The 26924-nt window shown below is 36.9% G+C and carries 29 protein-coding genes; 23 read left to right on the top strand and 6 right to left on the bottom strand.

The genetic code is table 11. The features are described 5' to 3' along the window. Nucleotides 1-81: 81 nt before the first annotated feature. From ACE01N_RS18340 to ACE01N_RS18320, 5 genes are all read left to right on the top strand, one after another. A complete protein-coding gene (locus ACE01N_RS18340) occupies nt 82-855 on the top strand; it encodes an alpha/beta fold hydrolase (RefSeq protein ID WP_380592129.1) in 774 nt (257 codons plus the stop codon). Between the two features lie 157 nt (nt 856-1012). Then, nucleotides 1013-2005, top strand: a complete 993-nt coding sequence (locus ACE01N_RS18335) for a S41 family peptidase (protein WP_380592127.1) — start codon at nt 1013-1015, stop codon at nt 2003-2005. Between the two features lie 460 nt (nt 2006-2465). Beyond that, nucleotides 2466-3542, top strand: a complete 1077-nt coding sequence (locus tag ACE01N_RS18330) for a serine hydrolase domain-containing protein (protein WP_380592125.1) — start codon at nt 2466-2468, stop codon at nt 3540-3542. 183 nt (nt 3543-3725) lie between these two features. Next, a complete protein-coding gene (locus ACE01N_RS18325; RefSeq protein WP_380592123.1) occupies nt 3726-4346 on the top strand; it encodes a hypothetical protein in 621 nt (206 codons plus the stop codon). A 59-nt stretch (nt 4347-4405) separates the two neighbouring features. Beyond that, nucleotides 4406-5014 (top strand): YdeI/OmpD-associated family protein, encoded by a 609-nt coding sequence (locus ACE01N_RS18320; RefSeq protein WP_375727162.1) that lies wholly within the window; start codon nt 4406-4408, stop codon nt 5012-5014. Between the two features lie 93 nt (nt 5015-5107). Here the strand turns inward: ACE01N_RS18320 and ACE01N_RS18315 are convergent, their stop codons facing one another. Beyond that, entirely contained in the window at nt 5108-5251 is a 144-nt protein-coding gene (locus ACE01N_RS18315) for a hypothetical protein (protein ID WP_380592120.1), read from the bottom strand. Nucleotides 5252-5321: 70 nt separating this feature from the next. Between ACE01N_RS18315 and ACE01N_RS18310 the strand changes: the two genes are divergently transcribed. The 10 genes from ACE01N_RS18310 (at nt 5322) to ACE01N_RS18265 (ending at nt 12804) form a co-directional block, all read left to right on the top strand. Next, a complete protein-coding gene (locus ACE01N_RS18310) occupies nt 5322-6455 on the top strand; it encodes an ATP-binding protein (RefSeq protein WP_380592118.1) in 1134 nt (377 codons plus the stop codon). Nucleotides 6456-6788: 333 nt separating this feature from the next. After that, entirely contained in the window at nt 6789-7376 is a 588-nt protein-coding gene (locus ACE01N_RS18305; RefSeq protein ID WP_380592116.1) for a dihydrofolate reductase family protein, read from the top strand. A 122-nt stretch (nt 7377-7498) separates the two neighbouring features. Next, entirely contained in the window at nt 7499-7834 is a 336-nt protein-coding gene (locus tag ACE01N_RS18300) for a DUF1801 domain-containing protein (protein ID WP_380592114.1), read from the top strand. Nucleotides 7835-7846: 12 nt separating this feature from the next. Continuing rightward, entirely contained in the window at nt 7847-8065 is a 219-nt protein-coding gene (locus tag ACE01N_RS18295) for a DUF4287 domain-containing protein (RefSeq protein ID WP_380592113.1), read from the top strand. 49 nt (nt 8066-8114) lie between these two features. Next, nucleotides 8115-8837, top strand: a complete 723-nt coding sequence (locus tag ACE01N_RS18290) for a DUF6090 family protein (protein ID WP_380592111.1) — start codon at nt 8115-8117, stop codon at nt 8835-8837. Between the two features lie 18 nt (nt 8838-8855). After that, nucleotides 8856-9680 carry a DUF6090 family protein gene (locus tag ACE01N_RS18285; protein WP_380592109.1) on the top strand — a complete coding sequence of 275 codons (825 nt, stop codon included), beginning with the start codon at nt 8856-8858 and terminating at the stop codon, nt 9678-9680. Nucleotides 9681-9689: 9 nt separating this feature from the next. Continuing rightward, nucleotides 9690-10760, top strand: coding sequence for a DUF3500 domain-containing protein (locus ACE01N_RS18280; protein ID WP_380592107.1), 1071 nt, complete (start codon nt 9690-9692; stop codon nt 10758-10760). Between the two features lie 38 nt (nt 10761-10798). Next, entirely contained in the window at nt 10799-10939 is a 141-nt protein-coding gene (locus ACE01N_RS18275) for a DUF6090 family protein (protein ID WP_380592132.1), read from the top strand. A gap of 21 nt (nt 10940-10960) precedes the next feature. After that, nucleotides 10961-12061, top strand: coding sequence for a serine hydrolase domain-containing protein (locus ACE01N_RS18270; RefSeq protein ID WP_380592105.1), 1101 nt, complete (start codon nt 10961-10963; stop codon nt 12059-12061). A gap of 161 nt (nt 12062-12222) precedes the next feature. After that, a complete protein-coding gene (locus ACE01N_RS18265) occupies nt 12223-12804 on the top strand; it encodes a Crp/Fnr family transcriptional regulator (protein WP_380592103.1) in 582 nt (193 codons plus the stop codon). A 174-nt stretch (nt 12805-12978) separates the two neighbouring features. On the opposite strand, the gene ACE01N_RS18260 is transcribed toward ACE01N_RS18265, so the two are convergent. Next, nucleotides 12979-13911, bottom strand: a complete 933-nt coding sequence (locus ACE01N_RS18260) for an NAD(P)-dependent alcohol dehydrogenase (protein WP_380592101.1) — start codon at nt 13909-13911, stop codon at nt 12979-12981. A gap of 466 nt (nt 13912-14377) precedes the next feature. Between ACE01N_RS18260 and ACE01N_RS18255 the strand changes: the two genes are divergently transcribed. Next, nucleotides 14378-14902 (top strand): hypothetical protein, encoded by a 525-nt coding sequence (locus ACE01N_RS18255; RefSeq protein WP_380592099.1) that lies wholly within the window; start codon nt 14378-14380, stop codon nt 14900-14902. A gap of 152 nt (nt 14903-15054) precedes the next feature. On the opposite strand, the gene ACE01N_RS18250 is transcribed toward ACE01N_RS18255, so the two are convergent. After that, nucleotides 15055-16275: an outer membrane protein assembly factor BamB family protein gene (locus ACE01N_RS18250; RefSeq protein WP_380592097.1), complete on the bottom strand. Its 1221-nt coding sequence runs from the start codon at nt 16273-16275 to the stop codon at nt 15055-15057. Between the two features lie 390 nt (nt 16276-16665). Between ACE01N_RS18250 and ACE01N_RS18245 the strand changes: the two genes are divergently transcribed. Next, a complete protein-coding gene (locus ACE01N_RS18245; protein ID WP_380592095.1) occupies nt 16666-17268 on the top strand; it encodes a riboflavin synthase in 603 nt (200 codons plus the stop codon). Here ACE01N_RS18245 and ACE01N_RS18240 read toward each other — a convergent pair. From ACE01N_RS18240 to ACE01N_RS18230, 3 genes are all read right to left on the bottom strand, one after another. Then, complete coding sequence (locus ACE01N_RS18240; protein ID WP_380592093.1) at nt 17228-18853, bottom strand: HAMP domain-containing sensor histidine kinase; 1626 nt, start codon at nt 18851-18853, stop codon at nt 17228-17230. The genes ACE01N_RS18245 and ACE01N_RS18240 overlap by 41 nt on opposite strands. Nucleotides 18854-18932: 79 nt before the next feature. Next, nucleotides 18933-19670, bottom strand: coding sequence for a 23S rRNA (guanosine(2251)-2'-O)-methyltransferase RlmB (rlmB, locus tag ACE01N_RS18235; RefSeq protein ID WP_380592092.1), 738 nt, complete (start codon nt 19668-19670; stop codon nt 18933-18935). Nucleotides 19671-19778: 108 nt separating this feature from the next. Further along, complete coding sequence (locus ACE01N_RS18230) at nt 19779-21719, bottom strand: ABC-F family ATP-binding cassette domain-containing protein (RefSeq protein ID WP_380592090.1); 1941 nt, start codon at nt 21717-21719, stop codon at nt 19779-19781. Between the two features lie 390 nt (nt 21720-22109). On the opposite strand from ACE01N_RS18230, the gene ACE01N_RS18225 reads away from it, so the two are divergent. From ACE01N_RS18225 to ACE01N_RS18200, 6 genes are all read left to right on the top strand, one after another. Further along, on the top strand, nt 22110-22385 hold the full coding sequence (locus ACE01N_RS18225; RefSeq protein ID WP_380592088.1) for a hypothetical protein: 276 nt from the start codon (nt 22110-22112) through the stop codon (nt 22383-22385). A 128-nt stretch (nt 22386-22513) separates the two neighbouring features. After that, nucleotides 22514-23743 (top strand): AAA family ATPase, encoded by a 1230-nt coding sequence (locus ACE01N_RS18220; protein ID WP_380592086.1) that lies wholly within the window; start codon nt 22514-22516, stop codon nt 23741-23743. Then, entirely contained in the window at nt 23734-24231 is a 498-nt protein-coding gene (locus ACE01N_RS18215; protein ID WP_380592084.1) for a hypothetical protein, read from the top strand. The genes ACE01N_RS18220 and ACE01N_RS18215 overlap by 10 nt, the downstream gene beginning before the upstream one ends. A 167-nt stretch (nt 24232-24398) precedes the next feature. Continuing rightward, nucleotides 24399-24992, top strand: a complete 594-nt coding sequence (locus tag ACE01N_RS18210) for a hypothetical protein (protein ID WP_380592082.1) — start codon at nt 24399-24401, stop codon at nt 24990-24992. A gap of 9 nt (nt 24993-25001) precedes the next feature. Beyond that, nucleotides 25002-25532, top strand: coding sequence for a hypothetical protein (locus ACE01N_RS18205; RefSeq protein WP_380592081.1), 531 nt, complete (start codon nt 25002-25004; stop codon nt 25530-25532). 123 nt (nt 25533-25655) lie between these two features. Continuing rightward, on the top strand, nt 25656-26873 hold the full coding sequence (locus ACE01N_RS18200) for a permease (RefSeq protein WP_380592079.1): 1218 nt from the start codon (nt 25656-25658) through the stop codon (nt 26871-26873). Nucleotides 26874-26924: the final 51 nt, after the last annotated feature.

The raw sequence follows: 26924 nt of genomic DNA, 5'->3' as shown, positions 1-26924 counted from the left end.
AAAACCAATAAGGCTAAGCACTAATTTAGTGTAAAGCATGTGCTTATAACTTTGTAAACCATGTGCTTTAACAAACACAATATGAAAGGATTTAATCATACAACAGGAAAATATGTAAACATTGAGAGTGCGGATATTTATTACGAGGTAATTGGAGCTGAAGATTTCCCTCCATTATTGGTTCTGCATGGAGGCTTTGGTAATATTGAAAATTTTAATGATATAATGCCTGACCTGCTTAGCCAATACAAGATTATCGGAATTGATTGTCGCGGGCAAGGTAAATCTACTCTTGGTAACAGGGAATTGACCTACAAATTACTTCAGAATGATATAGAAACAATTTTGAATCATTTAGAAATAAATGAGTTAAATATTTTGGGTTTTAGTGATGGTGGAGTTATTGCTTATAGACTTGCATCATTTTCGGATTTAAACATTAAAAAACTCATCACGATTGGTTCCCGATGGCATGTAAAAAATATCCAACCGATGAAAGGAATCTTTTCAAAAATTACAGGGGAAATTTTAAAGGAAAGGTATCCTTCAAATTATGACATTTATGAAAAAAATAATTCCGAACCGGATGTTGACAGACTTGGTAAGGAATTGGTTAGATTATGGCTTGATGAAAGCAATTCGGGATACCCAAATGAAGAAATTAAAAATATTTCGTGTCAAACACTCCTTCTGAGAGGAGAAAATGACCCAATTATTTCCGATAATGACTTATTAGAAACATCTGAATTGATAAAAAAATCGAAAGTTATGACTATTCCAAATGCTAATCATGTGGTATTTAAAGACCAAAAAGAAATTTTTCTATTGACAATTAAACAATTTTTAAAAGAATAAAAACTACCGCCAACGAATTGTATATGGCAGGCGGGTGTTTTAGCAGTCTGACAAGTCATACCTCGTGCCGACTTTCCTGCGGATCTGACAGGATTTCTTTTCGAAATTCCGCCCGACCACATACAAGTGACCGTAGCATACATAAAAACAAAAACGTATGAGATTTTTTTTAATCGTTATATTCCTTATAATTCAACTTTCCAGCTTCCCGCAAAGCAATTACGATGCAAATTTTAAAAAGACCGTTTCAATCATTGAGAAGAATTATATCGGATATCAATATATAAGCAATGGAAAGCTGGATTACTACAACTATTTCAAAACAAACCTGCGAGACACCCATCTGAATACGATCTCTGATTTAGCAAAAAACATAAAGCTTTACATGGATTTTTTTGAAGACAGACACCTGTATCTGACGATCTCCGATTTTTACAAAAACGCTCCCATAGCAACTGACACGTTTAAATGCGCATCCATTGATACCCATACCTACTATCTGAAGATTCCGGATTTCGATAACCAGGCTGCATTAGACAGCCTGTTAAATTGTGCCATAGAAAGGGATTCTATGTTACATTTTGAAAACCTTGTCATTGACCTGAGAAGGAATGGCGGGGGTAAAAATTTATTTTACCGACGTCTGCTCCCGTTAATTGCAACAAATGATATGTATACGCGCAGGTATGAATTATTGGCAACAAAAGAAAACTGGGCGTCTCATCAAACAAGAAATAAAATGGGAACTCTTACTGAAAAGGAGGAAAACAAAATTATAGATGCACCCTGGCAAAAAAGCCATCATAACTTCATTACTGAATATAGCCCATCGGGTGTTAACCAGTATCCCAAAAGAGTAGCTGTTCTTGTTGACAGAAATACAGGCAGTTCTGCGGAAAAATTTGTTCTTTGTGCTAAACAAAGTTTTAAAGTTAAAATCTTTGGAGAAAATACAGCCGGAGCCGTTGATTTTGGAGATGTCTGTGTGAATGAAATCATTAAAGACTCTCTCTATATTGTTTATCCAACAACTAATGTGTATGATTACAAAATAAATGGTGTTGATTCACGAGGCATTGCACCTGATTTTTATCTGCAACCAGAAAACCAGATTGAACAAATACTGAACTATTTCGAATATTGGAATTGAAAAAATTACGCATGTTATCACGCAATAAACCGCAAAAAACAACGGTTTATGATTATCGCAATACCGGCTATGACTTCATAGTCTGTTACCCACTCCACCAGCTCTTCAAATTTCATATCGCGGTGCTGGCTTGCATTTTCAGCATGGCCATTTAAAGTCGTTTTTATATACCAAAGACAACCGGTCCGGGTATGTTTAATTATAATACCTCCTCTTATGTCCTTTGCATTACATTTTTATGTATTTTAGTCTCACCGAAATGAAAAGAACCTGTATCTTTTGGATACGCTCTGATATAACCTGTAATGCAATATTATTTTAAAATAATACTAAAAATAAAGCAGATAAGAATTCGGCTCAATCCTATTAACCGGAACATAAAACCGAATAATTGTAGGTATATATATTAGTTGCCAGTAATTAAAAACCAACGATTATAAACTCAACTATGATTAACAAAATGAGAGAAACATTAGGACTAATAATTGGACTTACTTTATTGTTTTCATCATGCAATAAGAAACATGAGGATTTTGAGACATTATCAGGAAAATCAATTTCTAAGGCAGAAATAGACAAATACATCAATAATCAAATGGATTCCTTAAATATTAAAGGAATGGCATTTGCATTAATAAATAATGGAAAAATTGTCTATGAAAACTATTATGGAATAAAGGATGTGAATACAAAAGAGCCTATTGATTCGATTACAACTTTTGAAGCGGCATCAATCGGGAAGTCAGTTTTCACCTTTTTTGTGATGAAACAGGTTGAAAAAGGATTGTTGGATTTGGATACTCCCCTTTATCAATATTTACCATACCCTGATATTGAACAGGATGAAAGGTATAAATTGATTACTGCCCGAATGGTATTATCGCACACTTCAGGATTTTGCAACTTGAGATGGATAGAACCTGACTTAAAATTGAATATTAAATTTACTCCCGGTACTGATTTTGAATACTCAGGAGAAGGATATGATTATCTCACAAAAGTTGTGGCTCATTTAAACAACTGTAATTTGTATAATCTTGATAGCTTATTTCAGGAAGAGGTTGCAACACCATTGCAACTGGAACATTTCCATTTTCAGATAAATGACTACTTAAAATCCAACTTAGCCAGTGGACACAATGGGGACAGTATTATTTTTAATCCATGGGTGGATAAAAGTATTTTTTCTGGATCTGGCAGCCTGCACACCGATGTTCATAATTATGCAAAGTTTTTAGCAGCTATTCTTGAAAACAGAGAATTGACATCTGAAAGCTACAAGGAGATGTTTAAAGAGAATTTTAAATTCAAAGATGAAAATTGGTACACAGAGAACCTGGGTTATACTGCCTGGAGCCTTGGATTTGGGATGATCCAGTCTGACCAAGGAACAAACTATGCCCATATAGGTAATAATTTGGGCTATTCAACAGGATTTGAGATAAACAGAGAGAAGAAATTTGGATATGTATATTTTACAAATAGTAACCAGCGTAATGAATTGCATAGAAAACTTGAAAAATTATTATTGAAATAAGAATAACTACTGTCAACAATGTATATACAAAATAGGCGAAACAGTAGTAAATTCTAGGGGTATAGCCCGCTTCAACTTCTCAACGGTTTGATAGTTTTGAAGCCCGCAATCGCCTACTTTGCATATACTAAACGTTGGTGCAATTAAAACCGGCTGCCATTTTGAAATTTGAACTTTGAATAAATGAATAAACAGACAAATATCCTCATAATAATCTTTTTTATTCTTATTTCAGGAAATATTCACTCTCAAAATTATTCAAAAGAGTATTTTATCAACATTGCAGACAGTGCTTTAAATAAAGCAATTGGAAAGAAATATGTCAATTATTATGTGATAGATTCGACTTCATTAATTTATACCGATTTAAACAAAGTAAATTTTTTAGAAGTTGATACAATAAAGACATTCAAAAATATCTTTCTTAAATATTTTTTACAAATCCCAAAATTACAGGAATTACAAAGTACTCTTTTTATAAATATAGATGATAGTTTAAAATGTAGCATTTTTGATTCCGGTGTACCTGATTTTATAAAAAGGAATAAAAATTATCACGGCATTTCAAAACGAAAAGCTAAAAGATATGCTTTAAAAGCATTTAAGAAGAATGCTAATAAAATAGAGTTTACATTAAAACAAGATGATAAATCCAAAAAACTCATATGGGAAGTCCATAATATACTTTCCGAAAAAACTGAGGATAATTTAACAATAACCAAGTATGAAATTGTCAAAATTGACACATCGAATGGAGAAATAATATATAGTGGATTTGGTAATACCGCGGTAGTGAATAAATAACAGCACCCAACACAGTGTATTGCAGCGGCTAAAAACAAGACAGTTAATATTTCAGTCAAATGAAAAATGAAACACAGGGCGAAAACAAAGCAGAAAAACCGGATTTGCCTGTTCTGACCTTCACTTCTACGGAAGAGTTTACGTCATGGTTGGCAAAACACCATAAAATATCAACAGGCATTTGGATGCGGATTTACAAGATAAAATCCGGAGTACCTACAATAACCTATGCGGAGGCACTTGATGTAGCATTATGCTATGGTTGGATTGATGGACAAAAAAAAACGTATGATGCAGGATCATGGCTTCAAAGGTTCACACCAAGAAGACGCAAAAGCATCTGGTCTAAAAGAAATCGCGAGCATGTTGAACGACTTTACAAATCAGGAATGATGCAGGCAGCAGGCATTAAAGAAGTAGAAGCAGCAAAAGCAGATGGAAGATGGGAGCAGGCGTATGAATCCTCCGGCACCATGGTTGTCCCTGAGGACTTTTTAAATGAACTGGCTAAGGATAAAAAGGCAGAAGCGTTTTTCAAAACACTCAACAAAACCAATATTTTCTCAATTGTATGGCGACTGCAAACCGCTAAAAAACCTGAAACCAGACATAAAAGAATGAAGGCAATTCTTGAGATGCTAAAGAATGGTGAGAAATTTCATTCCTAAACTAAATAGCAAAAAATGTTATGGATAACGCATAGAATTCCAGATGAGAACTGATGTAATATTAAACATTTCGAACAGACAAGAAGGCAGGAGCTAAGATCCTGTCATGGGTGTATACGGTTTTGTTTTATCCTGCAAATCCATATTCCGTATGCCGTCGTTTTCGGCTTGACTATCTGCACTTCCTATAATTGTCAACAGCACAACAACATACCATGGGAACGTTAGCTTTAACATTAAAGAACCGATTATATACTTGATAAATTGACGAAAATAGTATAAATTGCGTCAACAAATTGACGGTATTATGAATTATTTAGTCAGAGACTTATCTGAGAATATAATTAAGAAGTTACAATCCAACAAAGTTGTAATAGTTTTTGGCGCACGAAGAGTTGGAAAAACTGTTCTTGTCAAAGAATTACTTGAAAAAATTGACGAACCTGTGCTATCCTTAAATGGTGAGGATATTAACGTCCATGATAAACTTGCAATCAGAAGTGTTGAAAATTATAAGCAACTGCTAGGTTCATACAAATTTCTTTACATTGACGAAGCTCAGAAAATTCCTGAGATTGGCTCAAAACTGAAAATAATGATTGACGAAATTGAAGACTTAAAAATAATCATCTCTGGCTCTTCGTCTTTCGACATTCATAAGGATGCAGGCGAGCCATTGACTGGAAGAAAGTATTCATTCAACCTTTATGCACTTTCTGAAAATGAATACAATCAAATTGAAAATAACTTTGAAAAAATTGATAAGGTAAGAGAAAGGCTAATTTTGGGTAATTATCCTGAATTACTACAAATACCTGACCGGGAAGACAAAATAGACTACCTAAATGAAATGGTAAGTTCATATCTCCTAAAAGACATCCTGGTTTATGAAAACATAAAGAACTCACAAAAAATATTTAACCTTTTACGGTTAATAGCATTTCAAATTGGAGGCGAAGTGTCATTACAAGAGTTGGGCAAACAACTCGGAATCAGCAAGAACACTGTAGAAAAGTATCTTGATTTATTAAGCAAAGTTTTCATTCTTCATAAAGTAGAAGGATTTAGTCGAAACCTAAGAAAGGAAATCACAAAGAATTCCAGATGGTACTTTCTTGACAATGGAATAAGAAATGCCGTGATTGCAAATTTTAACCCCATTGAATCGCGGAATGATGTTGGAGCACTTTGGGAAAACTATATGATTAGTGAGCGACTTAAATATCAAGAAAACAATAGACTTTCATCTAATAATTATTTCTGGAGAACTTATGAGCAACAGGAGATTGATTGGGTTGAAGAAAGAGATGGTTCTCTTTTTGGTTATGAATTTAAATGGAAAGAATCAAAAGTTAAGATTCCAAAACAATGGAAAAATGCTTACCCCGATTCGTCATTTGAAGTAATAAATAGAGACAACTTTGATAAATGGTTAACATAAAAATACTAAAACCAACACACGGTATAGTTGTAAAAAACAGTGCCCGATAAATTGAAATAGTTTCGATTTATCTGACTCTCTTTAACCTCCCCTTCTACTTCCTTTAAAAATTCATCATCAAATCCCTCGTCTGCATTAAACAATACACACGTTTACAGCGTTAGTATTGCAATAGTTTACCCTTTATATTATTGTCTCCACTTATCTCCTTTGCATTTAAAACTTCTGATCTGCGGCCTGGCTGCTGGAAGCAGTATTGCAAACATTTTCTCTGAGAATTTTCTTTAAATAAGATAATAGTGAAACGCTGAAACAATAATAAACACAGAGGCAATGAGAAAACTGATTTCATTTATGCACATCTCGCTGGATGGCTTTGTAGCCGGACCTAAGGGTGAGATGGACTGGATTACGGTGGATGAAGAACTATTTGATTTTGTCGGCAAACGGATAGGCAAAACGGATACGGCCTTATACGGACGGGTCACCTACGGGATGATGGAAGATTACTGGCCTACGGCAGCCGATCAACCCAATGCCACCCGGCACGACATTGAACATTCGGCCTGGTATAAAACCGTGCACAAAGTGGTGCTGTCCAAAACACTGTCCGGTTCAGGCTCACCTGACACAACGGTGATCAGCGACAACCTTGTGGAGCAGATTACAGCCCTGAAACAGTCCGGTCCCGATTCTGGAGATGGTAGCGAGATCCTGCTCTTCGGAAGCCCGTCAGCGACGCATGCGCTGATGCAACTGGATTTAATTGACGGCTTCTGGTTGTTTGTCAATCCGGTGATCCTGGGTCATGGCATCCCCTTGTTTGCAGACATCAAAGCAAAAATAAAGCTGAATCTGGTGAGTACGAGGCAATTTATCAACGGAGTGACGGAACTGAATTATACCGTAAAACGCCCCTGACACTTAACAGAACCGGATCAACAGAGATTAAAGAATATATACAAGTGCTAATACATCAAGGTTTCATTATGTGTCAATTAAATATTCAAGTGACTCAGTTTTTAGATGCATTAAACCATCCAATGCGACATGAGATTGAACTTCTCCGGGAAATAATTTTAGGTTCAACAGGCGGCTTAACAGAAAACATAAAATGGAACGGTCCTAAATACACGTTTGATCAGCAGGACAGGATAACCATGAGAATTCAACCACCCAAACAGATACAATTGATCTTTCACAGAGATGCTAAAAAACAAGAGCAACCAAAAGATAGAATTATTCAGTCACAGTCAAAACTTTTAGTATGGAAAGAAAACGACAGAGCAGTTGTAACGTTCAAAAACAGGTCTGACATTGACCATGGAAAAAAAGAGCTGTCAAGCATTGTAAACGAATGGATATTAAACACGAAATAAACGAATTTAACCATGTCATTTCAAGCGTACTTAGACAATATTCAGAAAAAAACGGGGAAATCACCTGAAGACTTTAAAGATTTAGCCACTCAGAAAGGATTTCTGGAGAATGGCAAACTGAAATCTGATGTAAAAGCCGGACAAATTGTGCAATGGCTGAAAGATGATTTTGAACTCGGACACGGACACGCCATGGCTATTTATGCCCTCTTTAAAGGAAAGAAGATTTAAATACCGGAATTGTAGTTCTTATACTTAAATATGAAGATGTATTATACGAATGATTAGTATCTTTAGAAATATCCGCAAAAAGCTGGCTGCCGAAAACAAAGTAATGGCTTACCTGCGCTATGCCATTGGTGAAATTTTACTGGTTGTTATAGGAATTCTAATAGCGCTGCAGGTGAATAACTGGAAAGAAGACATAAAAAATATTGAGCTCGAAAGAAACACGTTGGAAAACATAAGGTCGGATTTGGTTTTACAGCAGGAAATAATAAACGAACAACTTCATTTTGAAAAACTTATGATTGCTAAAACCGACACTGCTTCCCTGTATTTGTCATCTTCATTACCATTGGAAAAACTCAATTCCCTCCTGGAAAATTTATCCGAACGACGGACTTTTATTGCAAATAAAACAAGTTATATCGGCATGAATAAAAACGGAGACAAAAAGCTTTTAAGAAATTCCGAACTGCAAGACGCAATAGCGCGTTATTATCAACAACTGGATTACATTACACAAGTAATAAATAATAATAATCTATTCATTGTCGATAGACAGTTTGGCACATTTTTTTCCAATAATTCTTTAAATATCAAATTAACTGAAGATGGAAAAATTGATAATAATCAGAAACTCATACCCGAAAAACGGTTACAATTAAAAAATCAGCTACAGGTAAGAAAAAAGGTATCAGAAAATATTTACAGGCTTTGCCATGAACAACAGGAAACAACTCAATATTTAATTCAACTTATTGACAATGAACTTCATTAACACAATTTTCAATTTACAATGACTACGTTTTTCAGAAACATCCGACAAAAACTGGCCGCCCAAAACAAAGTTGCTGCCTACCTGCGTTATGCCATTGGCGAAATTCTGTTGGTGGTCATTGGAATCCTCATCGCCCTTCAGGTTAATAACTGGAACTCCATCAGAATAGAAAAAAATAAGGAATCTGTTTACCTTAAAAATATTGAACGCGATTTAATAGAACAACGTAAATCAATTGATGATCAGCTGAAGACTGAATTAGTTTTTTCACAAATGGCAAAATCAATTTTAACGTATTATAAAGAATTTCATAAATTCAATGTTGATAGTTCTTTTACATCAGCCATTGGAGGCTTATGCGACCGAAGAACTTTTGTAAAAATCAATCCTACTTACACTGAACTGCTCTCCTCAGGAAATGTAGACATTATAAGCGATAATAAATTTAAAGGTGAACTCATAAACTACTATCAGGAATTAGAACGTTTAGAGCTGATAATCAATAAAAATAATAATTTATTTACGGATGCCGTTTTTGTACCCGGTGTGATGAGGTTGAGTGAACTTCAAACGTCTTCTGTTTATGATGACATATTAACGTCGAATTTACTGAGCCAACATGTAAAAGATTCGTTGGAAAACTACATCCGGTTAAACGAAAAAAATTTAAAAGCGATTACCGCTTCCCAACTGGAAGATCCGGCAAATCAACTGATCATGATAAACTTAATAAATTACAGATACATTACGGCAAATATTCATTACGCGTTTCTATTACACCAAAAAGAAAAAACACAAAATTTAATCGATGAATTAAAACTAATATTACGAATATTCAAATAAGTCTGTCTAATGAAAAGAACAGGAATTTTAATCCTGATTTTTCTAATTGCGATTAGCGGAATCAGTGGTCAAACCAGCCAAAAAATCGGGCAACAACTGGTGGCTTTCATGCATACCCTGAATGCTGATCAGTTACAAACCGTCAGTTATCAGTTTAGCGACACATCCCGGACAAAATGGACAAACCTTCCTGTTGGCCTGGCAAAACGGCCGGGAATCAGATACGGTGATTTGTCAGAACAAAGCAAGATTCAATTTCATCATGTGCTTACAACCCTGTTAAGTTCACAGGGCTATTTAAAGATCACGGGCATCATGATGCTGGATGATATTTTAAATGAAGTTTATGAAACGGCCTACAAAAAGAAGGAGATCAACGATGAAGCAATAAAGTATATACGGGATTTGAATTGGAAGTATGGTAATTATTACATCGCAATCTGGGGCAAACCGGGAGGCACAAATCCCTGGGGATTTCAGTTTACGGGCCATCATATTTCCATCAACGTGTCTGCCCTTGGTGATAATTTTTCGGTTACACCATTTTTCCTGGGTACTGATCCCGCCGAAGTTCATACAACGAAGTACGCCGGGCTACGTGTTTTAAGTAAAGAGGAAGACTATGGGTTTCAGCTGATCAATGCCCTTTCGGAAGATCAGCAGGCCATTGCAACCCTGAGCAGGGATGTTCCGGCTGATATTATCACCAGTCCCAACAGTTCACAGCGCTTAACAACTTACGAAGGGATTAAAGCGAGTGACTTGACGTCGGATCAACAGGAATATTTGAAGTACATCGTTACAGAATATATGAATAACCTGGAGCATGACAAGGCACGCGAATATCTGGATAAATTTTACAAGACAGGTTTGGACAGCATCTATTTTGCATGGATCGGAAGCTACGTTGCCCAAAAGGCTCATTATTATGTGATCAACAGCCCGGGCTTTATCATTGAATTTGATAATATGGGGTTTCGGCAAAACGGAAATCATATACATTCGATCTGGCGGGAAAAAGGAAATGATTTCGGGGAAGACATCCTGAAAGAACACTATCTTGAGGATCATACCCATTAATCTTTTAACGGGTCATTTATGTTCCTCTTCTTTAAAATATCCAGAGGAATAAGGCTGGCGGTTATATCAGCTATGCCATTGACGAAATTCTTTTAGTAGTTATTGGAATTTTGATTGCATTGCAGTTAAACAACTGGAATGAACAAAGAAAACATAAGAATGATTCACTTTTACAATAAGTCAGTATTAAACAGTTTACTATGATGAAAAAAACGCATATAATTATCACAATTCTCTTCATAACAGTGCAATCTGTTTTTTGTCAATTAACCCTGGAGAACGCTGTAAAAATTGATAGTGTAGCAAAAAAACTACACGAAGAAGGAAAACTAAATGGTGGTTTGTTAGTCGCAGAAGGAAATCAAATAATCTATGAAAACGCCTTTGGATTGGCTGATAGAAATCTGAATATCCCAAATTCTCCTGAAATGCGTTTTTGGGATGCCAGTATTGGAAAAATGTTCACAGCTATACTTATTCTTCAACTTGCAGAAAATGGTAAGCTTCTTTTAACAGATCCGATTTCCAAACATCTGCCCTGGTTCAAGCATAAACTAGCAGACAGTATTTCAATTCATCATCTTCTCAGTCATCGTTCAGGATTTCAAAGTAGAGTTTATGGGGAACGAGAAGTAGCTGAACATGATGAAAAAAGTCAGAGGAGTATTCTTGAAAATAAAATTGCTAAATCGGAGCTGGCTTTTAAACCGGGAACAGCATTTTTATACAGCAATACCGGATATGTCTTGCTATCGGAGGTGATAATGGCACACCTGGGAAAAGATTATAACGCAATTTTGCAGGAGCATATTTTTAAGCCACTCAACATGAACGAGACCTACTGGTCTTCCCCCATTTACGGCCCATATATGCCAGTGTATTATTTAGAAGATGGAAAAGCACTTCTTCCTGCCAATGAACTGGATTTTACAGGTCCTGGCGGAGAAAAGACCACGCTACGTGACTTGCATAAATTTATGCAGGCTGTTGGAACAGATAAACTTATTTCAAAAGAGTCCTGGACTCTTGCTTTTAAACCTCATTCATTACCCGAAGAAGCGAAAAGCCAATGGGGTCCGCATCAGAGTCCGTACGGGTATGGATTTAGCCTGATAGACCTTCCTTATACCAATAATGAGATGGATGCAACAGTAAGCCATGGTGGTGCAGGTAAAGGAACTTCAAGTTATGCACTACGTTTTTTAGAAAAAAACCGAATCGTTATTCTATGGAATAATGAATACAAAAATCCAATGCTTTTTGAGCTGTATATGGCATTGTCCGAATTAAGTTCAAAATAAAACCGGGCCCAACACACTAATCGTGCATACAGTTTTACGACTTGTAAATCTTTTCTCCGTGTGTAGTCGTTTTAGGTTTGAATATTAACACTCCGTATGGCTATTTATTCAATAATAAGTGATATTTTTTTTGCATATATTACAACAATAAAGAATGTACCATGGAAAATAAATTTGTGGCCTATTTTTCAGGAATTTCTCCTCTTTCAAAAGAAGAGGCGGAAGCCATCGCTGAAAGCATGCAAACGAAGAGATTCAGTAAGGGTGAATTCCTGATAAAAGAAGGACAATTTTCAAGCAAAACCTATTTTATTCTGGAAGGTTGTGTAAGAGAGTACATCCTGACAGAAGGTGAAGAAAAAACGACTAATTTCTTCACAGAAGAACAATGGGCCATTTCATTAAATAGTTTTACCCCGCAAAATGCTGCAACGCATAATTGGATTTGTGTAGAAGATACTTTGGTTGTTGAGGGAGACGAACAGCAAGGTCAGGCATTATTCAAGCGCTTTCCCCGATTTGAAACGATATCACGAACCATTATGGAGGCTGCCTTTGCTGAGCAAAGAGAAGCTTTGGCTTCTTATTATACAGACTCGCCTGAGCAACGTTATCTGAAACTGTTAAGAACAAGGCCTGAATTATTCCAACGAATTCCCCAATATCATCTTGCAAGTTATATTGGGGTAAAACCGGAATCTTTAAGCCGTATCAGAAAACGGATTGCCCTTGATAATGATTAGCCTGTCTTAGTACTGATTATTTAAATCCTTTTGTTTATTTATCAGCCAAATACTTAGCGTTATCTCGAATAATCCACCAGGTATGGCTGACTGAAGACCTATTTAACATCAGTTTATTATTGAATTACTGCTATTTTCTGAGTCTGCATTGACAAGTTCATTTAGTGAAATCTATCAAACCGTAATGACCACATTTCCTCTTTTATGTCCCATTTCTACATATTCATGTGCATCAGCCATTTTCTCCAAAGGGTAAACCCGATCAATTACTGGCTTGATCTTCTCCTGTTCAGCCAAAGTTTTCAGATTGATAAAAGCGTCTTTTGGAGTTAAAGGAGTTCCCTGATCGATGGATATATATTTACCGTTCGGTGTAAGTGCTTTTTTGCTCTTTTCTTTTAGCGTTGATGATTTCGAATTCCCAACTGCATCTATGACATAATCATAGGTTTCCAACTGATCTTCTGCGTTGCTCGAAGTATAGTCTATAAGTTTATCACTGCCCAGCGAATGAACCATTCCAAAGTTTTTACTGCTACACACGCTTGTTACTTTAGCTCCTGCATTTTTTGCCAGTTGTAATACCATAGTGCCTATACTTCCTGAAGCTCCATAAATCAGAACTCTGTCTCCGCTTTTTAAAGATGTCTTTTTTAACAAATGTGTGGCCAGTAAACCACCATAAGGTATGGCTGCCGCTTCTTCAAAACTAAGGTTTGTTGGCTTTAACGCAAGATTCCAGTCCTCAGGCAGGCAAATGTATTCAGCATAAGAACCAAAATGGCGTTTTGTTGGTGAAACAGAACCATAGGCAAAAACCTCATCTCCTATATCGAATAACGTGACATCTTTCCCTTTTCGTTCTACAACGCCGGACGATACCATTCCTAAAATGGAATTTTTGGGTTTTCCAAAGCCGAATATCAATTGAACCATAAACCTGGCAACAGGTGATGCTTTTAATCCACGAATAAGAACATCGCTGGTGGTAACCGAAGTTGCATGTATCTTAATGAGTACTTCATTATCTTTTGGCGATGGCTTTTCCACCTCATTCAAAACCAGGTTTTCAGGTGAACCGTACTTTAAACATTCTATAGCCTTCATAACTTTATCTTTTAATTTATTATTATGAAAACAAAATTATCCACGGCGTATTTCAATTTCATTGATCTGGGTTAAGAAGTGAAATACCTTGATGGTTTTTATTACAGATAGAAAAGGAGTGACTTATAAAACTATATCGAAAAACACGATGATAACAGGCTCCGACGTATGATATTATATGATTTCGCCTAACGTTTCAGACGTGCGGCCTGGATAAGTTTTTCTCTCACGTGGAGATGTTTTCTCCGGCCTTGTTTTACATTACCATATATTACCCGGGTGGTGCCCCGGGCTAAGTAGTTTTTGCCCTTCAGGCAAATAAAAAAAATTTAATTCCACTGGTTGGTCACACGCTCCTGCCTACTGCATTGTATGATTTACAACAACTAAACCGTCTGAATAACATCACTATATTTTAGGTAAAAGTGTACTGTTTTCTTATTTTTGTTACATAAAACCTGAAAAAATGAAAAAATCCGGATTATCCCTTTTACTGGTAATCATCCTGTTAGGATTAAGTGCCTGTTCCGATAACAATGAATGTTGCAGTACACCTGCCAAACAAATCTTTAAATTCAAAGATGGCAAGGAATACCTTGTAAACAATGTATATGTATTACTTGATAAAAACAAAGAAAACATGGTGGCTTATCCTGGGCCGAAAGATGTCCAGATGGAATACCCGGCTTTCGACATTTATAAAGGGTACTACCTTGAACAACCAAATTACGGCATAAACACAGCGTATACAAGCATATCCATTTCAGATTACATAAACACTCCGGATAATTTCACAGCAGAAATGCTTGAAGCGGCCATAATAGAAAAAGATCCTTATGAGGAATACTACCTGGATGAAACCGGTTACTTACTTAATTTGTGCCCGGAATGCGCTGAAAAAGACACACTCTGGTCAGCATTGGACTCCCTTAAATTTCACAATCTGGTGGATAATAATGAATTGGAAATTTATCTAAAGCGTGTTAGATAAGGACATCAACCCACGTTAGTCGCAGGCTCCGGTCTACTCCGTTATATTGTCTCATTGGTTGGTACAGATTTCTATCCGTAGCATATAACAAATCACGGATCTGAAGACCTTGTATTATTTTAAGGGAATGTTTTAAAGCTGCTATTTTTAATTTACTTTTTCAAATTAAATACCTTCATCTGATCCTGGTATCTTACATACAATTTGCCATCGGCAATAACGGGGTGAGTGAACTGCTGCTGACCGTCGAACACTTTAAACTTACTGATAATATTAAATGCTTCTGCAGAAGGTTCAACCAGTGCCAGTACACCATCATCACCATAGCAATACAACATATCATCAGCAGCAATAATGCTGCCGGTTTTCAGGCCCCGCTCCTGCCAGTTGGTCGTTCCGGTCTCCAGATTTACAGACATCCACGTATGTTTTTTATTGGAGATACCATACACATTGCCATCCAGTTCAACGGTTCCGCCAATTTGGTTATCAAAAGCCTGATTGTACCATTTGAGTGAAATTTCCGAAGCATCGTCATTCAGGTTAAACACCCGGGCACCTTCACCGTAAGGCGATGAAATAAACAAAGCCCCGTTTTTATAATATGGCGAAATACAATTATCAGTCCAGTTCTTGTAAGAATAAGCCGTCCACAGGGAATCACCGGTTTCATAGTCCACACCAATCAGGTAATGCAGGGTCATGGTTGCTACCACCTTCCGTTTGTTATGTTCAAAATATACGGCATTGCAATATGCACTGACATCATTTCTACCCGGTGCTTCCCATACCACAGAACCATCCTTCTGTTTCAGGGCCACCAATGCTGTGGTTTTCCCGCCGGGTGTAAAAATAACGACATCATCCACCAGCAGCGGCGATTCGCAAAAACCGAAATTGGGCGGTTCTGCATTAAACCTTTCACCAATATTCAGGCTCCAGAGGATCTCTCCTTTTTGGGTATTCATACAGAATGCCTTACCCTGACCGGACAACATGAATAATTTATCACCTTTTACAACCGGTGTACTTCTGGCGCCCGGGAAGCTGTTTTTATTCCATTCCTTGCCATAAGCCACATCCCACACCTGTTGCCCGTCAAGCGTGTAGCAATACATATGACCCGTGGAATCCTGCATACCTGCTATAAATATATTATTATCAGTTACAATGGGAGAAGAATATCCGGTTCCCAGGCCACCGTCGATTGACCACACCAGCTCCGGGCCTTCTTCCGGCCATGTTTTTAACAACCCCCTTTCATCATAAACCCCGCTTCGGTCCATTCCCCGCCAGTCGTAAATGAGATTATTTTTAGCAAAACCAACTGTGCACAGCACCAGTAAAAGTGTTCCGGAAATCAGTTTTTTCATTCTTTTCAGTTTTATTCAGCCGCTTAAAATAATAAAAGATTTTAAGCTACAGATTAAGTCGGTTAAATTTAGGATCACTCTAAACAAGCATGATTCTCTATACACTTATCGCTCTCTTTTAAGTATCCAATAAAAATTCGTTGCAAAATAATCGGGACTTTTTATGCTCAAGCATTGCCTTCGCATAGCTTCAGCGAAGCAAGGCCGCATGGGCGTTTCGTTTTTGCCTTCAGCTGCAAAAACGAAACAAAATAGCCATAACTTCCGATTAAGTTAGCTGAAATTCTTATTTACCCGGACACTATTGATTTTTAAATTAATTATCAGTTTTGATCAAATCATTCAGTTAATCAAACGCATTTTACTAATTTTACACCAAAATTTTTTTACATGTTTTCAGGAATAGTTGAAGAAGCAGCAGAAGTAGTATCGCTGAAAAAAGATGGAGGAAACCTTCATATCACCATGAAGTGTTCCTATGTAAACGAGTTGAAAATAGACCAGTCCGTTTCTCATAATGGAGTATGCCTGACTGTAGTGGATCTGACAAATGAAACATATACCGTTACGGCTATTCAGGAGACACTGAATAAATCCAATCTCGGACATTTAAATGTAGGTGATAAAGTAAATCTTGAACGCAGTATGATGATGAATGGCCGTTTGGATGGTCATATTGTTCAGGGTCATGTGGATCAGACTGCGACCTGCGTTAGCGTGGAAGAGATGGATGGCAGCTGGTTTTTCACTTTCGAATATGAATTTGACAAGGAAAAAGGCAAACAGGGTTACATCACCGTTGAAAAAGGTTCAGTGAGTGTGAACGGCGTAAGCCTGACTGTTGTAAATTCAAAGGATAATCAGTTTTCTGTAGCCATCATACCTTATACATATGAGTATACCAATTTTCATCAGATTAAACCAGGTAGTGTGGTCAATCTTGAATTTGATATTATCGGGAAGTATCTGAGTAAGATGATGCGTTACCAGTAATATTAAGTGGCAACAGGATACTGAAATCTGTTCCCTCACCTTCTTTTGAGCTAAGGTTTAGTTCACCATCCATAAGGTCAACAAGGGCTTTTACAATAGATAAACCAAGACCGGTGCCACTGTGTTTTCCGCTGAAAAAACTATCGGTGTGAGCCTGGGTAAACCGTTCGAAAATATCCTTCTGTTTCTCCGGAGGTATGCCTATTCCGGTATCGGTAACCTTAATACTGAGTTTATCTTTTATTTTATCAGCTGTAACCTTCACAAATCCTTTTTCGGTGAACTTCAGTGCATTATCAACAAGATTGATGATAATCTGACTTAAGCGCTTGGAGTCCAGCCAGATGTCTTCCTTACATTCCCATTTTATCTCAAATAAGAGATCCACATCGTCAGAAATTTTATCCGTTCCGTTATAAATGGTTTGAACCTGCCTGAATAACCTGCAGAGGTCCACATGTTCAGGAATCAGCTTAAGTTGTCCGGCTTCCAGTTTTGAGATATCAAGAATATCGTCAATGATCCTGAGCAGCTGGTTACTGCATACTTTTATAACGGACCTGTATTCTCTCCTTTCATTATCACTTAAACCTTCCTCATTAAGTAGCTCTGTAAAACCAACAATTCCATTCATGGGAGTACGTATTTCGTGGCTCATATTGGCCAGAAAAGCTGATTTCAGACGATCAGCAGATTCAGCATTCAGTTTTTCGGCATTGAGTTTTTTATTGGCTCTTAACAACTCATCGTTTTTTTCCCTTATTTCTCCACGTGCAAGAGAAATACGTGAAGCCATATTATTAAACTCCTCAAATAACTTACTGAATTCAGAATTTGGATTTTCATGTATCCGGTATCCCAGGTTACCTTTCTTTATTTCAACTACCCCTTCTTTTAATCTTTCCAGAGGACTGCTGATTGTACGATAGGTATGAATAAGGAGAAATATACCCAACGTAAATATTACAACCATCCACCCCATCCACAATGCATAATTTCTATTGGTATGTGCAATGACATGCCTTACAAATTCATCAAATTGTTTGTGGTATCTGGTATTAATGTGTCTTAAAAATTCACTGAATTCAATAGCCGTTGTCCTGAAGTCTATTCCAGCTTTAATTCTTTGCGCTTCAGATGTTTCAGGCTCACTGATTTTCTCATTAAAATCTTCGTATTTACTGATAAAGTTGCCTTTTCTCATTTCAATTTCCAATGCAAGTTTATCATAAAATACCTGATCGGTATAGTCAAATTTATAAGACGGCATGTAATTCGCAAACTTGTCAGACAGCTTGTCCAATGCTAAAGTAATGGTATCTTTTTGGGTTTGGAGATTTATACGATCTTTCTCCCAATTATTACTGTATCTTATGCTCTGGGTCAGTTTATCTATCTGAGGTACAATATTATTCACATCAGACAGTAGCTCGGATGTTACTTTTACAAGACTGACATCGCGTTCCATTAATACATTTAATTCCTCCTTTACGTCCCCGCTTCCTTTAAGCACAATCAGTGTCATTGCGGCTACCAGAAGAATGACCGGCACAAGCATTAGTATTAGTCTGTATTTTACTTTCATACGCAATATTCAAATCATTTGGGGAGCAAAAAGAGAATACCAACTGTAAAACTAATTCTATGGTGAATCAATTATTTTATTATGCTAAACGTTGTTTTAATACCTCAAAAATCAAAATTCCGGCTGCGACAGATACATTTAGTGAACCAACGGTGCCAACCATCGGAATAGAAACCAAATGGTCACATATTTTCAGTACATCCGCAGAAAGTCCTGTATCTTCCGAACCCATAACAATTGCAATGGGAACGGTCATATCCCCGGTATTAAAAACTGTATCTCCTTTTTCTGAGGCACCAAGTAGCATTAACCCGGATCCTTTTAAAAACTGCAAGGATTTTGTCAGGTTTCCTGTTCTGCAAACCGGAATTTTATGTAAGGCTCCGGCAGATGTTTTAATGGCATCGGCATTGATGACCGCGGAACCTTTGGATGGAACCAAAATAGCATCCACACCGGCACATTCCGCTGTACGGGCAATAGCACCAAAATTCCTAATATCTGTAACTCCATCGAGAACCAGAATGAAAGGCACCTTCCCTGCTTCGTATAAACCGGGAATAATGGTTTCAATGTTGTGATAGGTCACTTCCGAAATCCATGCGACAACACCCTGATGATTTTTCCGGGTAATCCTGTTTAGTCGTTCAACCGGTACTTTCTGAACCGGTACAGTACTTCCTCTGAGGGCACTGAAAAGTTCCGATGCAAGCTCTCCTTTCAAATCGCGCTTAATCATGACCCGGTGTATTTCTCTTCCGGCGTCTATCGCTTCGATTACGGCACGAATGCCAAATATGTAATCCGGGTTTGCCATTGTATTTTATTAACGTGAATAGCGGGTTTTATTGTCTCAAAATTAGACTAAGGTGTCTAATAAATCAATTATTGAAGCCTAACGTTTGTTAACGTAGTATATTTTGTGTTATAGTTTGCCGTTGAGATCATCCAGTTGCAAAGATGCTTCCTCCCATTCTCTCATCACTTTCTCAAGCTCTTTTTCCTTCTTCTGAAAAAACGAGTAAAGCGAGGTGTCATTGATATTATCCGGATTTGCAAGCAGCGTTTTCATGTGCTCAATTTCTCCTTCAAGCTGAGTGATCAGATTCTCATATTCCTTAACCTTTCTTTCTGCATAGCTGATCTGTTTATTCAATGCTTTGCGCTCTTCATAGTCATTTACCTTCTCTGCTTTCTGCTCCGGCTGTAATGCTCTTGCTGTTGTTTTGTTTTTTCGTTCCAGTTCCTGCAACGACTCCATCTTCTTGCGGTGCAGAAATTCATAAACCGTACCCAGGTGTTCTTTTACTTTTCCGCCACCGAATTCGTATAGTTTGCTACTTAATCCATCCAGAAAATCCCTGTCGTGAGATACCACAATGGCTGTGCCATCAAATTCATTAATGGCCTGCTTCAACACCTCCTTGGAGCGGATATCAAGGTGATTGGTCGGCTCATCCAGCACCAGCAGGTTAACCGGTTCAAGCAAAAGTTTAATCATGGCAAGCCTGGAACGTTCGCCTCCTGAAAGAACCTTCACCTTTTTATCGATATCCTCACCTCTGAACATGAAAGCCGCCAGAATATCCCGGATCTTTGTCCGTACATCTCCAACTGCCACATGATCAATTGTTTCAAAAACAGACAAATTTCCATCCAACAGGTCGGCCTGATTCTGCGCAAAATAGCCGACTTTTACATTATGGCCTGTTTTAAGTTCTCCCCCCATGCCTTTCAGGTCACCGATAATTGCTTTTACCAGGGTAGATTTCCCTTCCCCGTTCTTACCAACAAAAGCCACCTTGTCTCCACGCTCAATAATCAGGTTTACCTTGTTGAGTACAACATGTGATCCGTACCCTATTTTGTAATTTTCGGCTTCAACCACGATGGTACCTGAACGAGGTGCTGGTGGAAATCTCAGATTCAGGGCACTGTTATCCTCCTCGTCAATCTCCAGAACATCCATTTTCTCCAGCTGCTTAATTCTGGACTGAACCTGAACCGCCTTCGTAGCCTTATATCTGAACCGTTCTATAAATGCCTCGGTATCCTTAATCTGCTTCTGCTGATTTTCGTAAGCACGTTTCTGTGTCTCCCGCCGTTCCTCTCTCAGTTCCAGAAATTTACTGTACGGCACCTTATAATCGTAAATACGCCCCAGCGTAATTTCTATGGTCCGGTTGGTGACATTGTCAAGAAATGCCTTATCGTGTGACACCAAAACAACCGATCCGGGATACGTCTTTAAAAAGTCCTCCAGCCACTGGATGGACTCAATGTCCAGATGGTTGGTCGGCTCATCCAGCAACAGCATATCCGGCTTTTGAAGTAACAGTTTTGCCAGTTCAATTCGCATACGCCAGCCACCGGAAAACTCCGAGGTAGGACGATCCAGATCTTTAGCTACAAAACCCAGCCCTGTCAGTGTTTTTTCAATATGACCTTCAGTATTTTCCCCACCAAGAATATTATAGTGTTCAGACAGATCCGTTACTTTGTGAATAATATCCAGGTATTCCTCCGATTCATAGTCTGTACGAACAGCCAGTTGGTGATTGTAATGGTCAATCTTATCGCGCAATTCCTGCAAATGACCAAAGGCCGTAGCTGCCTCCTCTCGCACAGTTTTTCCATCCTGATGCACCATATGCTGAGGCAGATACCCAAAAGTAAAATCGTTGGGAACAGATAAAATACCGGTTGTTGGATTCTGCTTACCACACAAAATTTTGAGTAATGTGGTCTTCCCTGCGCCATTCTTCCCTACCAGTCCAATTCTGTCTTTTGTATTGACCAGAAATGAGATGTCCTCGAACAGCGCAAACCCACCGAATAATACACTTATCTTATCAACCGAAACCATAATCTCAAAATTTCGACAAAGATAAAATTTTTTGGGTCATGGATGGAATGAATAAATAGTGCGACCGAAAGCAAATTATATTCGTAACTTAAAATCATTGTTGTCCGGCTAAAAATCTATATAACTTAAAGATTCTTCGCTTCATTATACTTTGCTCAGAATGACAATCTTTTAGGTTCATCCTCCAGCCTAACAACCAGCAAATATCTGTCATTCCAAGCGAAGCGAGGAATCTATGATGCTTTAACCCGGCAACAGTAATTCAAAATACTTATGCTATCCTGACTCAAGCCTTTTATTGTGAATTTGAACAAGTCCAGGTTTTTTTATACTTAAACCTTAAATTTTTTCGTTCCTGATAATACAAACCTGTTTAAAATGAGGATAGATATGAAAAAATCTTCCAGACTAACCATTTTTCTGATTATATCATTTACAGTATTTTACACTGCTATGCCACAGATAATACATAAAAATCATGGCATAAGTCAGTCAACAGGCACCGTTGGTAACGGCAAGCTGACTAACGGATATAAACTTCCCTACAAAGGAGATAACTTTAAATATTACAGCTTTTTTGACTATTACATTCTAGGGCGTTGTTATATTCACTCTGATGTTTACCGAATTACCCTCGATTCTTACGCTGATCTGAGTTCCGGGTGAAGATACTTTTAAATGATATACCGTGCGGAAAATCCAGTATTAACATGATTTATAATTTCCTTTAAATAACGCTTTATTCCAAATCTTATTTAAATTTATAACTTTACAACTCAAACGATAAAAGCTGTATGGCAAAAATTAAAATCAAAAACTTTGGTCCAATAAATCATGGAGTAATTGATAATGATGGATGGCTAGAATTTAAAAAATATACATTTTTTATAGGTAATCAAGGAAGTGGTAAAAGTACGGTTGCCAAAGTTATCTCGACATTATCATGGCTAGAGAAATCGATAAACAGAGGCGATACTGAAAAAGGCAACATATCCTTTTTTTCTTTTAAACAATATTTCGATTATCAAAAGATTAAGAAATATTTTAAAGATAGCACCTATATTGAATATATTGGTGAAAGGTATCATATTATTTACAATGAGCAAAATCAAGATTTTCCTCTTTTTAATAAAATTGAAAATATAGATTTTCATGTTCCCAAAATCATGTATATCCCTGCTGAAAGGAATATTTTAGGAACCATGAATATTTTTAATTCAAAAGATCTCCCTGAAAATTTATTCACTTTTGCTGAGGAACTACTGAAAGCCCAAAAGTCATTAAAAGGCAAAAGAATCAATTTAAATTTAAATGACCTAAAATATGAATATGATGAAATAGATGAAATTTCTTATATTATAGGAAAAGATTATAAAATTGAAATTTTTGAGGCATCAAGTGGGATACAATCATTTTATCCATTATACTTGGTTTCCAAGTATTTATCTGAATCTATTTCAAACAACGAGGAAATAAGCAGAAAAAACATGTCCGTAAATCAGTCCGTAAGAATGAATAATGAAATTGCGGAACTGATGCTAAACAATTTAATGCCAGAGAATGAAAAGAAAACCGAAATTGATAAAATTAGAAACAAATATTACAATAGATGTTTTCTTAATATCGTGGAAGAACCAGAGTTAAACTTATTTCCAAGCTCTCAATGGGAAATGCTAAATATGCTTTTAGAATTTAATAATTTAAATAAATACAATAATATATTAATAACTACCCATAGCCCCTACATAATCAACTTTTTACCACTTTTTGTAAAAGCTTATAAACTATATAACAATCCTAAAATCGTAGAGTCATTTGATAAAATTAGCTCCATAATAAAAAAAGAAAGTTGCTTAAACCCAAAAGATTTAGTCATTTATGAATTCAACGATGTAGATGGTAGCATTAAAAAACTGGAAAATTACAATGGATTACCTTCAGATGAAAATTACCTAAATGATTATTTAGGTGACTTAAATGAAAAATTTATACAACTTTTAGAAATAGAAGAAAAATGCCTGTAAATTTCTTTAACGAAGAATGTAAAACTGTTTCAACTAACCGAGAATTTGGGTTATGTGATGATAATCTTCGTCCATATGCCTATATAAAAGAAGATGGACAAAATTCTTGGGAAGGAATAGTAATTAATGAGAATAATTATCAAATTAATTTCTATCCGATAGATAACTGCATAGATTTAAGAAGAGCAGATGGTAAAATGAGTAAAAGATGTGATGGCCTATTAAATTTTAATCAAAATCTAATTTTTGTAGAATTAAAATCGAGAAAGTGGAGGGGAAGTAAATGGCTAAATGATGGAATCGAACAACTAAGATCTACAATACATTCTTTTACAAAAAGTTATAACTTAGCAGATTATCCAATAATCCGAGCATATGTTTGTAACCAGTTTAAACCTCAAGCAAATCAAGGTCATGCGGTAAAATTGGAAAAATTCAAAAATGAAACGGGAATAATATTAAGAGCACAACAAGAAATAGTAGTTTAGACCATTCTGAAACCTCAATGAAATTCATTCTATTTAAATGATTAAGCATACTACAATTACTTTAAAAATTCAGTAATTAATTCCGATTCAGAAGCATTTTATTCAAAAAATGCCTACTTTTAAATCCCTAAAAAGAATTTACTTATTTAAGTTTAAGATTATCAACTATGATTTTTAAAAAACCTGTTTTGCTCCTCTTGTTCATGACGTATGGGCTCTTTAACCTCACCGCTCAAATCGAAAAAGGAACCCTGTTGGTTGGAAGTAAGTCAGATATAAGTGCATCATCCGGGATGACAACAACTACTGGTTCGTTGGATTATTGGCAAACCCACATTTATGTAAACAGTAAGAAATATACAAACCTGGCATTAAATCCGATTATTGGTTATTTCATCGCAAATAATCTGGTCATAGGACTAGTTATTCCCGTTAAATACCAGTCATATAACAAAACTGAAAAGGCCTATTCGGTTATGGGAAAACCTTTTATAAAATTCTACATTGGCAATGGAATTGTAAAACCTTATGCGCAAGTTGCAGCCGGTTTTGGCATATTGGACAGCGATAATGTGTATACTCAGTTTGGATATGATTACAGCGTTGGTATGGGAATCGCATTAAATCAAAGGTTTGTAATAGATATTGGCATGGGATTCGCCTCGCTTAAATACAACGAAGTGGTTAATCAGTATGATATACCCAAAACACAAAAACTGACCGACCTTGGACTTGATTTAGGACTAGTTGTATTACTTTAAATTTTTATCATGGAACCAAATCAACAAACCTCAAAACAATTCTTCAGAACGATAAACATCTTGTTTCTCGCATTGTTTGCTGGACCCTTTCTATTCGCATGTATAGCAGTTTTTATGAATTCAGGCGAGAACCTGAGGTTTCAGTTTTTTAGTTCAGAAGAACCGGTTTTCATTGCTGCCACTACCCTAGCGATTATTGATCTGTTCGTGAGTAGGATCATGTACCGTTATCAGATAAAAAGATATAATAAGGATGATAAGCTTCATGTAAAGATGGCAACTTACCAGACCGCTGTTATTATAAGACTGGCATTGATAGAAGGGGCATCGCTTTTATTAATCGTAAGCTTTTTTCTTTCAGCAAATCTAACTGCACTTATTTTTCTTGGATTAATGTTTATACAGTTTTATTTCTTCAAACCGTCCCGGGAAGAAGCCATCAGGGATTTGCATCTTAATTATAATGAAACGGCACAGGTAAATAATCCTGATGCAATTATTGGACAGGGTGTACCCCAGGAGCATACCATTAGAAGATAACAGTTTGGGACTGAAATAAATTTGACATACTACCTTTTATATTTTAACTTTACATATCTGTATTCAGAATACCACATTATCTGAAACTCTCCGTCATTTTAAGAACCTGCAAATTAAATATAAATGAGTCATTTTTTTCAGCAATGGGGTGAAGCCTCATATACATCATTTTCTTTTTTCTGGATGGCGCTTTGGGCTTTTATGCTTGGGTATGTCATCAGCAGCATGATCCAGATTTTCGTGACCGAGAAACGAATGAAACAAAGCATGGGGAAGCCCGGCATAGGCAGCATATTAAAAGGAACATTTTTCGGTTTCATAAGCAGCTCGTGCAGCTTCTCAGCCTTAGCCAGTACTAAATCGCTTTTTCAGAAAGGGGCCAGTTTTATATCCTCTGTAGCTTTTCTGCTTTCATCAACAAACCTTGTTATCGAACTGGGGATCATTATTTCCATATTCTTGGGATGGCAGTTTCTGGCCGGCGAATATATTGGCGGAATAATGCTGATCCTGTTTAGCTGGTTGCTGGTCAAACTAATCCGTCCTGACAAACTCATTAAAAAGGCAAGGCAAAACCTTGGAAGCCCTGACGAGGACGAAGATATGGAAAAACCGTTCAGCGAAAAAGTCAAATCCATGGAGGCCTGGTCAAAAACGGGCAAACAATATGCCATGGAATGGAAAATGGTCTGGAAGGATGTCACCATTGGATTTACCATTGCCGGCATCGTCTCGGCATTTGTCCCGGATTCCTTCTTTCAGACGCTCTTTATCCATACCGGTGACGGACAACAGAGCTACAGTTTTTTAACGCTTCTGCAACATGTTATTGTCGGCCCCCTGGTGGCTTTTATGACCTTTATCGGTTCAATGGGAAATATACCTCTCGCTGCACTACTGTATGGGAAAGGAGTTAGTTTTGCCGGTATCATGGCTTTTATTTTCAGTGATCTGGTCGTCTTTCCTGTGCTTCGGATCAACGCCAAATATTACGGCTGGAAGATGGCATTTTTCATTCTGCTCCTGCTGTTCCTGTCACTGATTATCACCTCTTTGACCCTGCATTACGGCCTGGATATCATGAACCTGCTTCCGGACGGTTCACAGCAAAAGATCACCGATAATATGGGTTTCAAAATTGACTATACCTTCTTTCTGAATATCGCCTTTCTTATCATTTCAGGCATACTGGCCTGGTTTGGATTTGTAAAAGGTAAACATGTTATGCATCATAAAGAAATGACTCCTAAAAGTCCTGCACTTGAAAATACGCTGAAATACATAGCCTTAGCTTGTTATGTTTGGTTGATTGCCGGTTTTGTAATACATTTTGTCGTATAAGTGCAACTTTTCCAACTTTGTTTATGATGAAACGGAGCCATAAAACCGTAT

This window comes from Quyinboa ferrireducens (assembly GCF_042436675.1).
Lineage (GTDB): Bacteria > Bacteroidota > Bacteroidia > Bacteroidales > UBA5342 > JBHJHP01.
The sequence above is the reverse complement of the archived record's forward strand: the minus strand, read 5'-3'. Positions and strand labels throughout refer to the sequence as shown.